This window comes from Vibrio sp. S12_S33, from assembly GCF_963889785.1.
GTDB classification, from domain to species: domain Bacteria; phylum Pseudomonadota; class Gammaproteobacteria; order Enterobacterales; family Vibrionaceae; genus Vibrio; species Vibrio aestuarianus.
In genome coordinates, this window is record NZ_CAWPQZ010000003.1 from 19,437 (window position 1) to 34,287 (window position 14,851).

14 protein-coding genes are annotated in these 14,851 nt (G+C 41.7%); 5 read left to right on the forward strand and 9 right to left on the reverse strand.

The genetic code is table 11. The features are described from left to right. From AACW06_RS02115 to AACW06_RS02135, 5 genes are read left to right on the forward strand one after another with little or no spacing between them, the layout of a single operon-like run. Positions 1 to 1,353, forward strand: a complete 1,353-nt coding sequence (locus AACW06_RS02115; RefSeq protein WP_192073793.1) for a MotA/TolQ/ExbB proton channel family protein — start codon at positions 1 to 3, stop codon at positions 1,351 to 1,353. Then, positions 1,353 to 1,901 (forward strand): MotA/TolQ/ExbB proton channel family protein, encoded by a 549-nt coding sequence (locus AACW06_RS02120; RefSeq protein ID WP_192073794.1) that lies wholly within the window; start codon positions 1,353 to 1,355, stop codon positions 1,899 to 1,901. Before AACW06_RS02115 ends, AACW06_RS02120 begins: the two co-directional genes overlap by 1 nt. Beyond that, positions 1,898 to 2,302 carry an ExbD/TolR family protein gene (locus AACW06_RS02125; protein ID WP_168522148.1) on the forward strand — a complete coding sequence of 135 codons (405 nt, stop codon included), beginning with the start codon at positions 1,898 to 1,900 and terminating at the stop codon, positions 2,300 to 2,302. The genes AACW06_RS02120 and AACW06_RS02125 overlap by 4 nt, the downstream gene beginning before the upstream one ends. Next, positions 2,302 to 2,922, forward strand: a complete 621-nt coding sequence (locus tag AACW06_RS02130; protein ID WP_192073795.1) for an energy transducer TonB — start codon at positions 2,302 to 2,304, stop codon at positions 2,920 to 2,922. The genes AACW06_RS02125 and AACW06_RS02130 overlap by 1 nt, the downstream gene beginning before the upstream one ends. Next, positions 2,919 to 4,103, forward strand: coding sequence for a tetratricopeptide repeat protein (locus AACW06_RS02135; protein ID WP_192073796.1), 1,185 nt, complete (start codon positions 2,919 to 2,921; stop codon positions 4,101 to 4,103). Before AACW06_RS02130 ends, AACW06_RS02135 begins: the two co-directional genes overlap by 4 nt. 267 nt (positions 4,104 to 4,370) lie before the next feature. Here the strand turns inward: AACW06_RS02135 and AACW06_RS02140 are convergent, their stop codons facing one another. The 9 genes from AACW06_RS02140 to AACW06_RS02180 all read right to left on the reverse strand — a co-directional run bounded on the left by AACW06_RS02140 (position 4,371) and on the right by AACW06_RS02180 (position 14,849). Beyond that, entirely contained in the window at positions 4,371 to 5,012 is a 642-nt protein-coding gene (locus tag AACW06_RS02140) for a sugar transferase (RefSeq protein WP_443262652.1), read from the reverse strand. A gap of 10 nt (positions 5,013 to 5,022) precedes the next feature. Beyond that, positions 5,023 to 6,210, reverse strand: a complete 1,188-nt coding sequence (locus AACW06_RS02145) for a glycosyltransferase family 2 protein (protein ID WP_192073797.1) — start codon at positions 6,208 to 6,210, stop codon at positions 5,023 to 5,025. Beyond that, a complete protein-coding gene (locus AACW06_RS02150; protein WP_443262655.1) occupies positions 6,207 to 7,310 on the reverse strand; it encodes a glycosyltransferase in 1,104 nt (367 codons plus the stop codon). Before AACW06_RS02150 ends, AACW06_RS02145 begins: the two co-directional genes overlap by 4 nt. 150 nt (positions 7,311 to 7,460) lie before the next feature. Beyond that, positions 7,461 to 8,888, reverse strand: a complete 1,428-nt coding sequence (locus AACW06_RS02155) for a GumC family protein (RefSeq protein ID WP_192073798.1) — start codon at positions 8,886 to 8,888, stop codon at positions 7,461 to 7,463. Next, positions 8,885 to 10,003: a glycosyltransferase family 1 protein gene (locus AACW06_RS02160; RefSeq protein WP_192073799.1), complete on the reverse strand. Its 1,119-nt coding sequence runs from the start codon at positions 10,001 to 10,003 to the stop codon at positions 8,885 to 8,887. Before AACW06_RS02160 ends, AACW06_RS02155 begins: the two co-directional genes overlap by 4 nt. A gap of 11 nt (positions 10,004 to 10,014) precedes the next feature. Continuing rightward, the gene (locus AACW06_RS02165) at positions 10,015 to 10,725 is read right to left on the reverse strand and encodes an acyltransferase (RefSeq protein ID WP_192073800.1); all 711 of its coding nucleotides are present in this window, start codon (positions 10,723 to 10,725) and stop codon (positions 10,015 to 10,017) included. Positions 10,726 to 10,844: 119 nt separating this feature from the next. Then, positions 10,845 to 12,218 carry an O-antigen ligase family protein gene (locus AACW06_RS02170; protein ID WP_192073801.1) on the reverse strand — a complete coding sequence of 458 codons (1,374 nt, stop codon included), beginning with the start codon at positions 12,216 to 12,218 and terminating at the stop codon, positions 10,845 to 10,847. 13 nt (positions 12,219 to 12,231) lie between these two features. Then, positions 12,232 to 13,653, reverse strand: a complete 1,422-nt coding sequence (locus tag AACW06_RS02175) for a lipopolysaccharide biosynthesis protein (protein WP_192073802.1) — start codon at positions 13,651 to 13,653, stop codon at positions 12,232 to 12,234. Continuing rightward, positions 13,650 to 14,849 carry a glycosyltransferase family 4 protein gene (locus AACW06_RS02180; RefSeq protein WP_192073803.1) on the reverse strand — a complete coding sequence of 400 codons (1,200 nt, stop codon included), beginning with the start codon at positions 14,847 to 14,849 and terminating at the stop codon, positions 13,650 to 13,652. Before AACW06_RS02180 ends, AACW06_RS02175 begins: the two co-directional genes overlap by 4 nt. Positions 14,850 to 14,851: the final 2 nt, after the last annotated feature.

Genomic DNA, 14,851 nt, shown 5'->3' on the forward strand with positions numbered 1-14,851 from the left:
ATGAACAAGTTATTAAAAATTTCTTCGCTCGTTTTTGCTCTGCTTTCATTACATGCTTTTGCTAATGCTGAGTTAGTGGCTAGTGCTAAACAGGAAAACCAGAAGCAGCAAACTCATAATATTCAGCGAGAAGCGAGTTTTAAACAGACAGAGCAACAATTGCGTGCGATTAAGCAGGACTTAGAAACTCAACGTAAGGCATTGCAAGCACAGGCTGACCTGCTCAGTAAACAGTTTGGTGATAACGAAAACACCTTAGCTAGATTAGAAGAGCAGTTACGTTTAGAAACAGGTAGTTTGGGCGAGTTATTTGGTGTGGTACGTCAAAATGCCAAATCATTGAGTAGCGAGTTGCAGCAATCCATTACCGCTGTTGATCGGCATCAGCACACAGCACAAGTTGATGAAATTGTTGCGGCAAAATCATTACCTTCGATGACACAATTGACCGGATTGTGGCGCAGTTTTAACGAGCAGATCATCGCAAGTGGTGAGCTTAGTCGTGTTGACGTTGATTTTATTGATGGTGACGGTGTCACTAAATCCATTCCAGCTTATCGCATCGGTACTTTTGGCCTTGTATCAGAGCAAGGTTATATGAAATGGAATAGTGATAAACAGGTGGCGACAAGCTACGCTAAACAACCCGAAAATACCCCTACCTTGACCAACATGGCAGGTAGCCATGTACAAATGTTGATTGTGGATCCATCACGTGGAGTGATGCTAGAGCAACTCGCGCAAGTGCCGACATTGATGGAACGCTTACAAGCTGGTGGAGCAGTGGGTAATATTATTTTAGCACTGTTAGTGATCGGGCTGCTGATTGCGCTTTATCGTGGTTCGGTGTTGTTCATTACTCATCATAAGATCAAAGCGCAATTAAAAGATCCACAGAAAATCGGCAATAACCCTTTGGGGCGAGTACTAACTGTCTATAACAAAGAACAAAATCGCAGTGTAGAAGCGTTAGAACTTCGTCTATTAGAAGCGGTAGTCGACGAGCAAGCTCATCTTGAACAAGGTTTATCGATGCTAAAATTGTTGGCAGCGATTGCTCCTATGCTCGGATTGCTGGGAACCGTAACAGGAATGATTGAAACCTTCCAGGTGATCACCCAGTTTGGTAATGGGGATCCGAAAGTGATGGCGGGAGGCATTTCTATGGCACTAGTAACGACTGTGCTTGGTTTGATCGCGGCGATGCCATTGCTGTTGGCACACAATATCTTGAGCTCTCAGGCTGAAAACATTCACACTATATTGGAAAAACAAGGTATTGGTTTGGTTGCAGAGCAAGCTGAGCAAGACTGCTTGTCTATTAATCCTGCCGCAGCCGAGGTTGCAGCGTAATGAGCAGCGTATTGCCAAGTGCTTTGTTAGCCAATGATTGGCTTGTGACATTGCAGCAATTTATGCAACAAGGCGGTGTCGTACTTTGGTGGTTAGCGGGTGTAGTGGCTTTATATTGGCTACTTATTGTTGAGCGAGTGTTGTTTATAATATTTGCTTTTCCCAAACTTCGTAAAACGTGGTTAGCTGAATGGCATCAGCGAGTCGATCACCATTCATGGTATGCTCACGCCATTCGCGATGGGTGGTTAGGGCAAGCACAATGCCTACTGCGCCAAAATCTCAATATGATAAAACTGCTTGTCACTCTATGCCCAATGCTTGGTTTGCTTGGTACCGTAACTGGGATGATTTCGGTGTTTGATGTTATGGCAAACCAAGGCAGTAGTGATCCTAAATTAATGGCTTCGGGTATTTCATTGGCCACGTTACCAACTATGGCTGGTATGGTTGCAGCATTAGTCGGTGTGTTTGTTCATGCTCGTTTAGCAAAAGCGTGCCATCTGCTTGAACTAAAATTGAAAAAATCTTTAAGGAGTTTGCGATGAGATTAGGCAGACGCCACCAGAAAAATGATGAATCGCAAATCGATTTAACCTCGATGCTCGATATTGTTTTTATTATGTTGATTTTCTTTATTGTTACCAGTTCATTTGTTCGAGAATCTGGCGTTGAAGTGAATCGACCGCAAGCTTCACATGCGGTGAGTCAAAAAGACGCGGGTATTTTCGTCGCAATTAATGCGGCAAACGATATTTACATAGATAAACGTCTGATTGATGTTGAACGAGTTGAAGCAACACTAGAACATCTACTATTAGAGCAACCTGATGCTTCACTGGTCATTCAAGCTGACGAACATGCTTACAATGGCACGGTTGTGAAGGTAATGGATGCGGCAAAAGGTGCTGGAGTAAAAAGCATCGCATTGGCTGCGGAAAAACGCTGATGCTACGATTACTCATTGCATTACCTTTTGCTGGCATTATTTCACTAGCACTGTTTAGTTTTATGTCATGGATGATAGATAACGGTCATCAACGAACCACGGAACCTAATGCGGCGCTTAGTTTTACAATGGTTATGGTCGAGCAAGAGCAGGATCTTCAGCGCCGTCAGCGCAGTTTGCCTGAACCGTTAAAAGCCCCAGAACCACCACCTAAATCTTCAGTGACGCAAGCAAAAACTGCGGTAGTAGAGACAATCTCAATCAACGCTTTACCGGCTTTTGGACTTGATAATAGCTTAAATGGTGTCGCAATCAGCGCCCCAATTTTTGGTGATTTTGGGAGCAATCAACAGGCAATGCCGCTGTACCGTGTTGAGCCTGTTTATCCCGCCAAGGCACTTAAACGTGGTGTAGAAGGGTTTGTTACATTGAGTTTTAGCATCGATGAGATGGGCAAAGCGACCAATATTAAAGTCGTGGAAGCAAAGCCAGTGAGGATGTTTGAGCGGGAAGCGATACAAGCAGTGACAAAATGGAAATATCAGCCGCAAATTGTCGATGGACAAGCCATATCACAAAATGGGCAAACTGTAACGGTGGAGTTTAAAATCGCCAAATGATAAAACGACTTTTCATTAGCTTGCCGTTGTTTATTGTATCGCTAGCCCTAAATGCCAGTGAATTAAGCCCAATAACAGCGATAAAAGTACAAAAAGCACAGCAACTTGCACAACAAGAAAAGCTCATACAAGCGATAGATGAACTGCGCCATTTAGAGAGTTCGAGAAGCTACGACAAAGCTTTTATCGCGCGTATGTTAGGCGTTTTTTATTGGCAAAATAACCAAACACAGCAAGCTATTTCCCAAATAAAATATGCGGTTGAAAGTGGTGAACTTAACGACCAACAAACGTGGACAACCGAGCGTATGTTGGCTGATTTATATGTTAATGAAGGTCAATTTGAACAAGCACTACCACATTATTATCAATTAGTTAAAAATGTTCCAGACTCACAAAGCGCACCACTATTATGGTTGCGTATTGCTCAGACTCATTACCAATTAGCTCAATGGCGTAAGGTGCTAAAGGCGTTAGATCAATATCAAAACCTAGCCGCAATGAATAGCAAAACGCCACTCTCTCTTAAGCTTGGGGCGCAACTTCAGCTTGAACAATGGAAAGAGGCTATTCCAACTCTGAAAAATTTGATTGCTTTGGAGCCGAATAAATCAAATTGGTGGCGTCAATTAGTAGGATTGCACCTGCGTTTAGATCAGCGACGCCAAGCGCTTAATAGTTTAGCGCTAGCCAAGCTGCAAGGTGTTGAGTTATCAGAGAAAGATACACATCTATTAGCGCAACTTTATGCGCAAAATGGCATTCCAGAACGTGCCGCGAAAACGATGCAAACTCTGCCTGATATCAATAGCGATGTGTCATTAATCACAGAGCAAGCAACGTATTGGCAACAAGCCAGAGAATGGCAAAGTGCCATAGAAACTTGGTTGATTGCCGCTCAATTTGATAATAAGTACTTTTGGCAAGTTGCAGTGCTGTATAACCAACAAGGGCAATACAACCAAGCATTAGTAGCGCTAGATAAGATCACAACAAAAGAGAAGCAGGCTGATGTTGCATTAGTTCGTGTACAAGCGCTGTATAAACTCAATCAACTGGATACGGCGCTGTACCAAGCGAAACAAGCAGAAATTATTCAGCCTTCACAAGCGGCCAAAGGATGGATCAAGTTTTTGACTCAGTTACAACAAATCAAAAAAGATAAGTCCATTCACTCTTAAGCGGCGTGGAGTATCTGTTGATGATTCACAAGTTATTGCATTAAAGAGGCGTTAGTGATAACTATTTACATTTGTTTGTGGCGCAATTTATGATGGAATCCCTTTTTATTATTTGTTCGTACCATGAGTCAATCATGCGGCAGAGTCTTATGACTATTAAGGTCGTGGCCGTACTTTCACTTTGAATTATCAAGTTAAGTATTAATTATTAGCGCTATTAACTATATGTAATAAAAAAAGGTGCGGTTCTCGCACCTTTTTTATTGCTTAACGTCCTCTACCGTCGATCATCACTATCAAGGTTTTAGTGAGGATACTTAAGTCCATACTCAGCCATCCACCTAATGAATTCATGGATAACGCATAACTATGGTCAAAACCGACTTTGCGTCGAACGTCATCGATGCAGGTATCGTAACCTTGATTAACTTGGGCAAGGCCAGTAATTCCAGGTAATACTCCATAAGTTCGATCTGCAAAATAGGGAATGGCTTGCTCGAGTTTTTGATAAAAACCGGGTCTTTCTGGGCGTGGTCCGATCAAAGACATTTCGCCTTTTAATACATTGAATAGTTGTGGAATTTCATCCAAGCGAGTTTTTCTCAAAAAACGACCAATAGGAGTAATACGAGGATCATTTTCGGTTGCCCACACAGCGCCAGAGCGGGTTTCAGCATCCTCATACATGGTACGAAATTTGATGATTTCAAAGAACACCATTTTTTCAGGGGTTGATTTACCCACTCGCAATTGGCGATATAAAACAGGTCCTGATGATGTGGTTTTAATCGCTAATGCAATAAATGGTAAAATGGGTAGTAGTAATAGCAGACCAAGTGTAGCACCGATAAAATCAAAGCCACGCTTGGTTGCGTAAACGGATAGGCGAGTAAGTTTGTGAGTTTTCATCATCATCTCCTTAACGATTGACTCGAGCCCAACGGCCATTTTCTAATCCAAGTAGGTAGCGTAGGCCACCGATAAAATTGGCATAATGACCAGCAACGATATATGCCACTAATTGGCAAATTTTGTAGCTAAATAGTCGTGGGAATAGCACGCCTAATGCCCCTAGGCTATAGGTAAATATTTGTAGTAATAACAGAATCATGAATAAAAAATTATGCATGAGTACAAGTGAGCAACTGAAGCAAATCAGCATCAAGTATGGGGTTGCTAAACGCAATCCTTTCCCAGAAAAGAAGGCAAAAGCAACACCTTTATATCGTGGGCTAAGCAATTCAAATAAGTGAATCATTTGTTGCATGTTACCGGCAGAAATACGTAAACGTCGTTTGAAATCACTCTCTTGTTGGGTAGGCTCAAGTTCGAGGGCTACCATATTGGGTTCGTAATGCGCGAGATATCCTTTACGAATGATTTCCATAGGCAGTACAAAATCATCATTGATCGTATTTTCAGATAAAGGTTCGAATAAAGTGGTTCGAAAGAGATAAAGCGCACCATGAGCCCCAAGGGTGGATCCTAGTGAAGCCTCATTCAGTTTGACTTGTCCTTGATAACGCCAGTAATTTGTTTCACCTTGGTTGGTTTGATCAAGTAACTGATACTGAGCATTCACGACACCTACATCTGGATTCATAAAGTGCTGCTCAGCAATGAGCAAAGCATCCAATGAGATTAAAGCACTAACATCACTAAAAGCCGTGATTTCAGATTGAACATGCGTCATTTCATCATTCAGTAACGCCACTTTTCCGCGGTTAACCGTATAGCTATGGACCTCAAAATAGGTATCGCTACAAATAGCTTCTTGTATGGTTTGTTCTGCTATTTCTACAGTATCATCTGTACAACCATCACAGGCAATAATGACGGTCAGTTGGCTTTTGGGATAGTCAAGAGCTGCGAGATTGCGAATTTTTTCAGCAATCCAGCGAGACTCATTAAAGGCAGGGACCACAATGGTCACACTTGGGCGTAAAGAGTCATTTTGCGCTTGACGGTAACCTCTTAGTGTTTTGGGGACGGTTTTGATTGGATGGTTTTTGGAGTACCACTTAAGAAACAAGGGATATCCAATATGATGATAAATAATCAAACCGCCACAGGTTATACATACAACAATTAAGATAAGTTCCATCATGCTAACGCCTCCGTAGCTAAAGATTCATACGAATTCACCATTTGTCGAATATCGCTGTGAGCGAGCACAAACGTTCTTGGGTTAAAGCATATGGGGTAGTCTAAAGCTTGCTTCAAGCCTATGGCGAGATCCAATACTCGATTTGGTTTGACAATAAATCCAGACAATGGGCAAAGCGTTTCGCGTGATGCGCCGACATTGGTCAGCACTGCGGATGTTCCGCATGCCTGAGCCTCTAATGGTGAAAGAGGAAAACCTTCGCAGCGTGACGGCATACAAAATAGGTCGATGGCTTGATAAAAAATAGGCATGTCTTCAACTAAACCAAGAAAATGAACGCGGGAGGTGACAGCGCAACGTTTAGCTAGGGCTTGCAATTTATCCCTTTGTGAACCTTGCCCCGCAATGACTAAGTGAACAGAATCCGGCAGTAGTGCTAATGCTTTTATTACTAAATCATGGCCTTTCACTGTTTCTAGACGACCAGCACAACCAATAAAGGTGGTGTCTGCATCTAAGCCAAGTTGTTTGCGTGCTTGTTTTTTTGAGCCTAAGTTAAATTTATCGCAGTCGATACCATTTTTAACGGTAATGGTATTTGCATAATTAAAACGTTGTCTTAATGTGTCAGCAACATAACTTGCGTCCCCAACAAGAATTGGTTTGACAGCCTTCAATACCCATTTTTGTAAGTTGAAATGTTTTTTATTCTCTAAATGCCAAACATCATGTTCGGTATGAATTCGAACCGGAACTTTTGCTATTTTGGCTGCAATACCCGCATAAATTAATGGACCAATATGATGAGTGTGCACCACATCAACTCTAAGAAAGCGAAACAGATTAACTAGGGCTGGAATCATAGCTAGGTGTACACCGTTTTTTTTATCCAGAAATAATAACCGGTCGCTAAAGGCTTCAAGCTTCGGCCAGTTCTTAATCGCTGCTTCTTTATTTCCTTCTAAACTGACGATGAGAGTATTGATCTGTGGGTTTGCAAAATTCAATAAATCGAGCGTTAAGCTTTCAAGCCCACCAGGAGCAAGATGCTGAACTACATGTATAACATTACGACGGTAAGGTTGCTGGTTGTTCATCATGTCATCCTTTAACAACTAGGTTTAAAGTAGATAGAGCATGAAGTATGCCAATAAAAATAATGTTATTTTTCAATGCTATAGGTGGTTTTTTTATTGGGGCTAACGTTCAATTCCAATCTGAGAATCGAATTGAACGTTAGATTTGCAAAATCAAAGAGAGACTTTCGGTATAACGGTAAGAACGGGAGATTTGGTGAGGTTTTCCAATTCATCACGACGACGAATGCTGGTATCAAACAATTCACTTACGGTGGCAAGCCCACAGCCTAATGCAATCCCAGCAATAAAGCCTGCTATCACAAACAAAATGCTAGGTAGATTGGATGGTGTGCTTGGTGTATAAGGTAAATCGATGATTTTCACCCGTTTGTTTTGTTCAAACACACCAAGAGAACCGGTTAGTTGCGCCATTTCATAGCGTTGTAGTAACTCATCGTACAACTGACGCTTAATCTGTACATCGCGTTTTAAACGGTATAATTCTTTGGCATTGTCACCAAAGTTATTAGCTTTGTTCTCTAATTCGAAAATGATTTGGCGTAAACTTTTTGTTTCCTCATTTAACGCTTCATAACGGCTACGTGCATTTTGTAGGCCTTGCAGTTGAGTGACGAGTAATGGCTGAACTTCATTTAAATCAGACAATGTATTACTACTGGCTATATCCCATAGCTGGTCACTATTCAAGTTAGAGTGCCCTTGTCCGAGTATGGTCGTTCTTTCTAACTCTAAACGCGATAATTCGCGTTTTTTAGCTTGCACCAAACTATGAGAGTCGGTGTATTTTGATTGAAGTAATGCTAAATTACTGCGTATTTGAATTATTTTATCTTCAATTTTACCGATCACCGGATTGGTTTTTGAAAGCTGTTCATCCAAGCTACCTAGTCCTTTTTTAACGCCGGATAACTCAGCCTCCTTTTCTGACAATGATTGTTTCAAAGCCGCAAGCCGATTTAAACTTTGCGTTTGCATTTCCGGTGAAACGGATGAATTTTGGTTGTTATAAATAGCGAGCGCATTTTCTGCAATATCCAACTCAGCCCTACGTTTTTCAATATGCATGGTTAAAAAATCGCTTGAGTCTCGAATTGATGAGCGTTCAGGAGCAAGTAATTGGTCAATAAAATGTTCGCTCACAGCTTGTAACGTCTCTTTCATGCCTTTAGGGGATGAACCTTGTAACTCAATTTTAATAAAATCTTTGCCAAGCATGCTGATTGAAAGGTTGTTGGATAATTTGTTGATGGCTCTTTCTATCTCGCTACCCGACAGCGTGTCATTGACCAATTCAAGCTCCTGAGCAACTGAAAATAGAACATGGCGACTCTTCAAGAGAGTGCTGAGTGCGCTCATGCGATCATTGAGCATGGTTGATACTGCGATATCTTCCAAAAAAGGATTCATTTTGGCGGTTTCTTGGATCAACATACTGGTATGTGATTGGTATTTTAGCGGAGTGAGGTAGGAGACGAGTAAGCCAACTACAGGTAAAATAAGCATTGGCAGTGCAATTAAATAGCGTCTGCGCCATGCACCGCAAAGAATCACCAATAGACGTAATTTTAGTTGATTCATAATAGCTCCAACATCCAATTGACGAATTGACTGCGGCTATCCCAACTCTCTTGAGTCACGATATCTCGTGGAAGTTTTGGTTGCTGGCAAGCAAGGTGCAGCATACTGACCATTTCTTCACTATTTTGAGCAATATTTATGTGCTTACGGTATGGTTTCAATGCCGGAAAATCAGTTGTGACAATCGCACTGCCTGCAGCTAAGTATTCCATTAACTTTAACGGACTACAGGCTTGGATTTGCTGGTTTGCTTTGAAGGGCAGTAAGCTTACATTCCAGTGCTGGCTGTAACTAGGCAGTAAATAATGCGCTTTGGGGCCAAGGTAATGCACGTTAGGTAACTTAGGTAATTGGCACGACGATAATTCTATTGGACCGATGAACACAAATTCCCAGTTGGGTAAGTTGCACGCAATGTGATGAATTAAATCGTAATCAAGCCATTGAGATAAGCTGCCATAAAAACCTGCGATAGGCTTGCCATTGTTCGGTAGGTCGCTAGCACGTGGTGACGGAGTTGAAAAAAGCTGAGTATCAACACCATGAGGAAGAAGTTGTGTTTTACACGCTGGAAATTTAGCTTTGATATTTTCACTGGCGGCGAAAATTAAATTCGCTTTTTCAGCAAGGCATCGTTCATGCATTGTAACCACACGATGATCAACCCCCGCTAAGGCAGAAAAGTCATCCCCACAATAATACACCACCGCTGATTCATTCAAATGCCCGCAAAGATCGGCAGCGGTTGGTAACGAGCTCCATAAAATCGGCGAGCTAAGCGACATTTTTTTTAGGATAGGATGCAGTTGGTGTAGCATGACATCCCTTGCAATACGGCGTGCTATCGCACTTTTTGGCGCTGGTATTGTGCGTAAATTAACGACTTTGATTGAATTTAACTCAGTTTGTTTAGCCGAGTGGTTATAGCCAGTTTTAGTTTTACCTAGTATTTTTTGCACAGCGCGCGTTGAATCCCGCCATGTAAGCGCTGGTTGACGTAAGCCAATCGAGTTAACCCATACCACTTGACGATCTTGTGCCAAACGACCAACCAAGTGTTGAGTACTTGAGGGTAGGCCACCCCAATCTTCACCAAATACAATTAGATCACGCATACGATGTCTCCTTACTTGAGGGTTTTTATCACTTGCGCAGGATTTCCTGCGGCAATAACAAAAGGCGGAATACTTTTTGTTACAACACTACCAGCGGCGATGACACTGCCTTGACCTATAGTGACACCACTTTTTACGGTGACATTGGTACCCAACCAGACATCCTTTTCTAAAATAATGTCACCGACTTGGTTGAGATCATCGGCTTCACCTAAAGCGCGACGTTTCGCATCCAGTGGATGGCCAGAATAACCACATAAAAATCCTTTACCGGCTATTCGAACGTTGTCGCTAATTACCACTTTATTACCCACCGCAATTGTGGTTTGCCAACCGATATCAACATTATTCCCAACCAATAGTTGTGGGTTTTGTGAAGCAGTGCGCCCGCTAAATGTAGTCTGCCCAGAGATACGACAGTCGTCGCCGAGTTGAATGTGTAAAGGACCACTAATAAAAGGGAGCCCGCCATACAAATACAAGCGTTGCCCACTTTGAGATGTTCTACCTCTAAATGCTGGGGTATAAAACAATAAGCGAGACAAATTGCTAATAAATGTGCGGATCAACGTTAGAAAGAAGTACAACGTTTTATTCCATATTTGCGGGAATGGGATTTCAAATGAGCGTATCTTTTTCAATAAAAAGAAAATAGAACGCAATGAAGTATTCGGGTGATATTGTAACCAAATTTTGAATTGATGAACTCTAGATGCCAACATAAACAATGTCCTATTTTGAAAAATAACGAAGTCTTTTTCTTTTAATAGTTCATGTTATGTGCCATAAAATAATGTATTAAAAATCAAATGGATATTTATCAATTGAAATGACCAACTGATTAATTCTCATTTTGACAATCGTTTTGAGCGATATAGGAAACAGCAACTGTGAGTGCGGCCAAAATGTAAATGGGCCAGTTAAAACCTTGGGTTAAAAAGGTTCCAGAGACGATGGTCCCCATTAAACCTGCATAGACGGCGTTGGCGGCCGCGATGAGGTTTGGTGCAACGACAGATTGATAATGGCCAAGGTGTTTTAGTGTTCTGCGGGCGGTTACAATGAGCGAAATGATAAATAGGATAAAAACTATCAGTCCAAGAAAACCGGTTTCAGCCAGTACGCCAAACCAGGTGCTATGTACAGCATGATTCAAGCCATCCCAATGTGGGCTGTAAAAAAAATAGTTTGAGTAAAAATTGTTTAAACCAACGCCAGTCAAAGGTCTATCTAATGCCATTTTAAACGCAGCTTCCCATGCATATAAACGGCCCATTGCCGAAGCATCAATTCCAGCCTCAGCAGCGCCGCCGGAAGCTCGATCTGAAATACCTGCCGCATAATACATCACCAAAGCGCCAACAGCGCCGATACTAAGCAAAAGCACTTTGGATCGAATTAGTTTAAAGGCATAAATACCAATCACTGCAAAAGCGCCGAGTAATCCTCCTCGGCTTTGGGTTGCAATCACTGCGGTTGTTAACAAAACGGTGGCAACAAGACTAATAAAACGAACGAAACCATGAATACCTTGAGTCGTTGTTAAACTAATGGAAAAAGCCAATGGAAACATCAGCACTAGTGCTAGATCATTAGGATCTCCCAGCATAGAGCCTAATTCACGGCCAATGGTGACACGAGTTCCTTCCACTAGCCCTATTTGATTAATAGAATTGCTGATCGCCACCATGGCAATCAACATGCCAGATAACGTAATTAACAGTGAAATTCGTCCTAGGTTCTGTGATGTGTTCACCAGCCAAACGATGGCAAGTGTCATAACAATGATCTTCCAATAAATACTTTTAAAATTCGCCAGAGCTTCTCCACGATTCGAGGCAAATGCAATACCGATGATAACCAATGCCCAGAATATCGTTAAGAAAGTTAATGAGTGGTGCCAATAGACTTTTAAGTCTCGGCTTATTAAGGTGTGCCAAAGTAGGGCTGATAACGCGCCAAGTGAAAGAAGGAGTGGGATTTTTAGTGCAAATAAAATGGGAAACGCTTCATGCAAGCGAAAGAAAGAAAACACCACAAATAAGGTTACTAACCAGAAAGTCTGGTTAATTACGAACAAAATAGCAAATGGCAGTAAGGAAATGGCAATAGGAACTGCTGGGTTAGGAATATATAACCAAAGTAGGGCGATCCCTAAGCAAAGCGAGCTAACCATAATAATCGTTGAAATACGGCTGACTTTATTTATCTCCATACTGGTTTCCTTACTATCGGCTGCTGAATTTGAATGAAGGATGAAACCAAGCACTAGGCAAAATGACAAGACGTGTTATCAGTGCCATTAGCAATATCATAATTGGTGCGAGAATAGACCCCATGATTAACATCCAGATAAGTTCAGCATGCCATGCGATGATCAAGCAAAAACCAACGCCGAACATCAATGCGATAGAGCTTTTGTAAGCATAGGGGATAGGCTGTAATTGATGGCTGAAATAGATAACCAATAAGCAACGAAAGCCTTGAGCAATGATCAGCGCAATCAGTATCCCGCTAATCCCAATAGTAGCCCAAAACCCACACAGGGTTAAGCCGGCAGTGGTTGCGGTAAGGTTAATTGCGAATAACCAATGTGTTTTTTTATGATGAAGTAAACCCAGATTAAACAGCTCACTCTGCTCTTTAAAAAATGCCACTGCTAAGGTACCAATTAACATTTTGGCTGCATCGGCATATTCTAATGGTAAGGAAAAAAGGATAATGACTTGCCCAGCAAATGCGATGGTGACTGTGAGTAACGCAATATAAACCATGCCATATTGTGTGTATTTTACCGCTTGTTGTGGGCCTTTTTGCTCCAAAGTAGTGAAACGTTTGGGCATCCACCACATACCAAAAGGTTGAACCAGTATACACATTGCTAAGGAAAGTTTGATGGCAATAGCGTAATGAGCCAACTGCTCTAGTGAGCTTGAAAAGGCGATGATCCAACGCTCTGAGCCACTCAATCCAAAAGCAACTAAGCCTGATAGAGCTAGAGGAAGTGCATAACCTAGATACACTTTAGGTCGTGCAGGCCACTGCCAATCAAAGTGATTGTAGTGTTGAAGCAATAATAACTGAACAACGCTTGCTACAGCGCCTACCGTTAGGATACCTATAACCGTCGGAAATAGATGTAATACCGCCATAATGCCACATACTTGCATACCCGTTGTTGTAATACTGATTTTAAAAAACAACATTGGTTTGTCGATCATCCTTAACCAAGCGGTACTGATCGCAATGGCGCCTTCTAATCCAACAACCAATAAAATCAAGCTTTGCTCTTGTACTGTAAAAGGTAAACTCACGGAAGTGGAGAAACGAATGAATTGAAAAACTAGCCAAAAGCCTATAGCAATCAATGTGCCCAATATCAATGCAAAGGTGAACAACTCGCTTGCTTTTATCCATCGTTGATGCTGTGTTTTTTTTACTCCGGCAAATCGGTATAGACATTCATGTAGGGCTAAACCTGCCATAATGCCTAAACATGCGCTGATGGTAGCCAGAAGCTCGATCTTTCCGACTTGGTCAATCGTTAAGTAGTAGGTAATTAAAGGCAGCATGAATAAAGAGACACCCTTACTGAGAAATAGACTTAAGGCATAAATGCCCATGTTTTTCATTGGATGCGACAGAATCACAATGAACTCCTTAGCGACATAGGAGCCGTAGAAGGTAGTCTCTTATTATGATGATTAATAGCATAACCAATAGCCCAATATGTACTTTCAGCATGATATTGGTGTGCAAATTGCGCAGCTTTAGTACCAATTCTTGCTATGACTAATTGTTCAGCGCTGGCATATAAAATTGCTTCGCTTAGACTGTTGCTATTATTAGGTTGATACTTAATACAATTCAGATCATGAGTTAAAACGTCATCCCAATACGCCCCATCTTGTGGGATGAGGACACACATACCCGCTGCTAATGCTTCTAATATCGACAAGCCAAACGGTTCATGGTGGCTAGTTGATACGAATATATTGCTTTGTCGACGTATATCATCCAGATTTTTCGGGTCTTCGTACCACTGAGCTTGAGCTAGTTTTTGTGGTGCGATACTGCAAGGGAGCGAGATATCTTGCGGGCGAATAAAGCAGATATTTGCGCGACAAGATTGAATCTCGTTTATCTCGGAGAGTGACTCAGACAATAGGTCTAACCCTTTCCATTTGAGTAGTGAAGCACACCAAAACACCACTGGAGTTTCATATTGGCAAGGCGATGGCCATTTATCTTGAGTGATACCATTAACAAAAGGAGTAAACTGGCGGCTTTGACAGACAAATTGTGCAATTAAACTAGCATCAAGATAAGTGTATTGAGTTTGGTAATAACGGCAAAGGGCATTGATTAAACTGCGTTGAGTGGACGGTAGATAAAAGACAGAGTTTGCTTGAGTTAAGCAATAACCAATTGATCGTGAGCAAGCGACAGGGCCGTGGATAAACTGCAATAGTTTAAAGCGAAAGATTGGTCTTAGAAGATATAGAGGCATATCAATACCCGGACCAGATGCTCCAATTGCTATGGAAACTCGACTAAGCTTCAATAAAAGGAACAACAGATAAAGACTATAAATGCATTGCTTAAACCAAAATGCAAACCCAGAAGTCGCTTTGGCAATAAAATGAAATGAAGGTAATGAAATAAAGTCGACCATTTGCTTGTCGCTAAATCCAACGTCTTGCCATGACTCTAAACTGGATGTGATCACGGTAAAGCGCGTGGTGGTGTGGTCACATAAAGATAACGCTTCTCTGGTCGCGATTTTTGACCCGCCTTTAAAGGCGATGGGGTCAAAAATAATACAATGAGTTGGGTGAAAGTTCATCA

Coding starts and splice junctions, on each gene's coding strand:
- AACW06_RS02115 (WP_192073793.1), top strand. CDS start 1: ATGAACAAGTTATTAAAAATTTCTTCGCTCGTTTTTGCTCTGCTTTCA.
- AACW06_RS02120 (WP_192073794.1), top strand. CDS start 1,353: ATGAGCAGCGTATTGCCAAGTGCTTTGTTAGCCAATGATTGGCTTGTG.
- AACW06_RS02125 (WP_168522148.1), top strand. CDS start 1,898: ATGAGATTAGGCAGACGCCACCAGAAAAATGATGAATCGCAAATCGAT.
- AACW06_RS02130 (WP_192073795.1), top strand. CDS start 2,302: ATGCTACGATTACTCATTGCATTACCTTTTGCTGGCATTATTTCACTA.
- AACW06_RS02135 (WP_192073796.1), top strand. CDS start 2,919: ATGATAAAACGACTTTTCATTAGCTTGCCGTTGTTTATTGTATCGCTA.
- AACW06_RS02140 (WP_443262652.1), bottom strand. CDS start 5,012: ATGAAAACTCACAAACTTACTCGCCTATCCGTTTACGCAACCAAGCGT.
- AACW06_RS02145 (WP_192073797.1), bottom strand. CDS start 6,210: ATGATGGAACTTATCTTAATTGTTGTATGTATAACCTGTGGCGGTTTG.
- AACW06_RS02150 (WP_443262655.1), bottom strand. CDS start 7,310: ATGATGAACAACCAGCAACCTTACCGTCGTAATGTTATACATGTAGTT.
- AACW06_RS02155 (WP_192073798.1), bottom strand. CDS start 8,888: ATGAATCAACTAAAATTACGTCTATTGGTGATTCTTTGCGGTGCATGG.
- AACW06_RS02160 (WP_192073799.1), bottom strand. CDS start 10,003: ATGCGTGATCTAATTGTATTTGGTGAAGATTGGGGTGGCCTACCCTCA.
- AACW06_RS02165 (WP_192073800.1), bottom strand. CDS start 10,725: ATGTTGGCATCTAGAGTTCATCAATTCAAAATTTGGTTACAATATCAC.
- AACW06_RS02170 (WP_192073801.1), bottom strand. CDS start 12,218: ATGGAGATAAATAAAGTCAGCCGTATTTCAACGATTATTATGGTTAGC.
- AACW06_RS02180 (WP_192073803.1), bottom strand. CDS start 14,849: ATGAACTTTCACCCAACTCATTGTATTATTTTTGACCCCATCGCCTTT.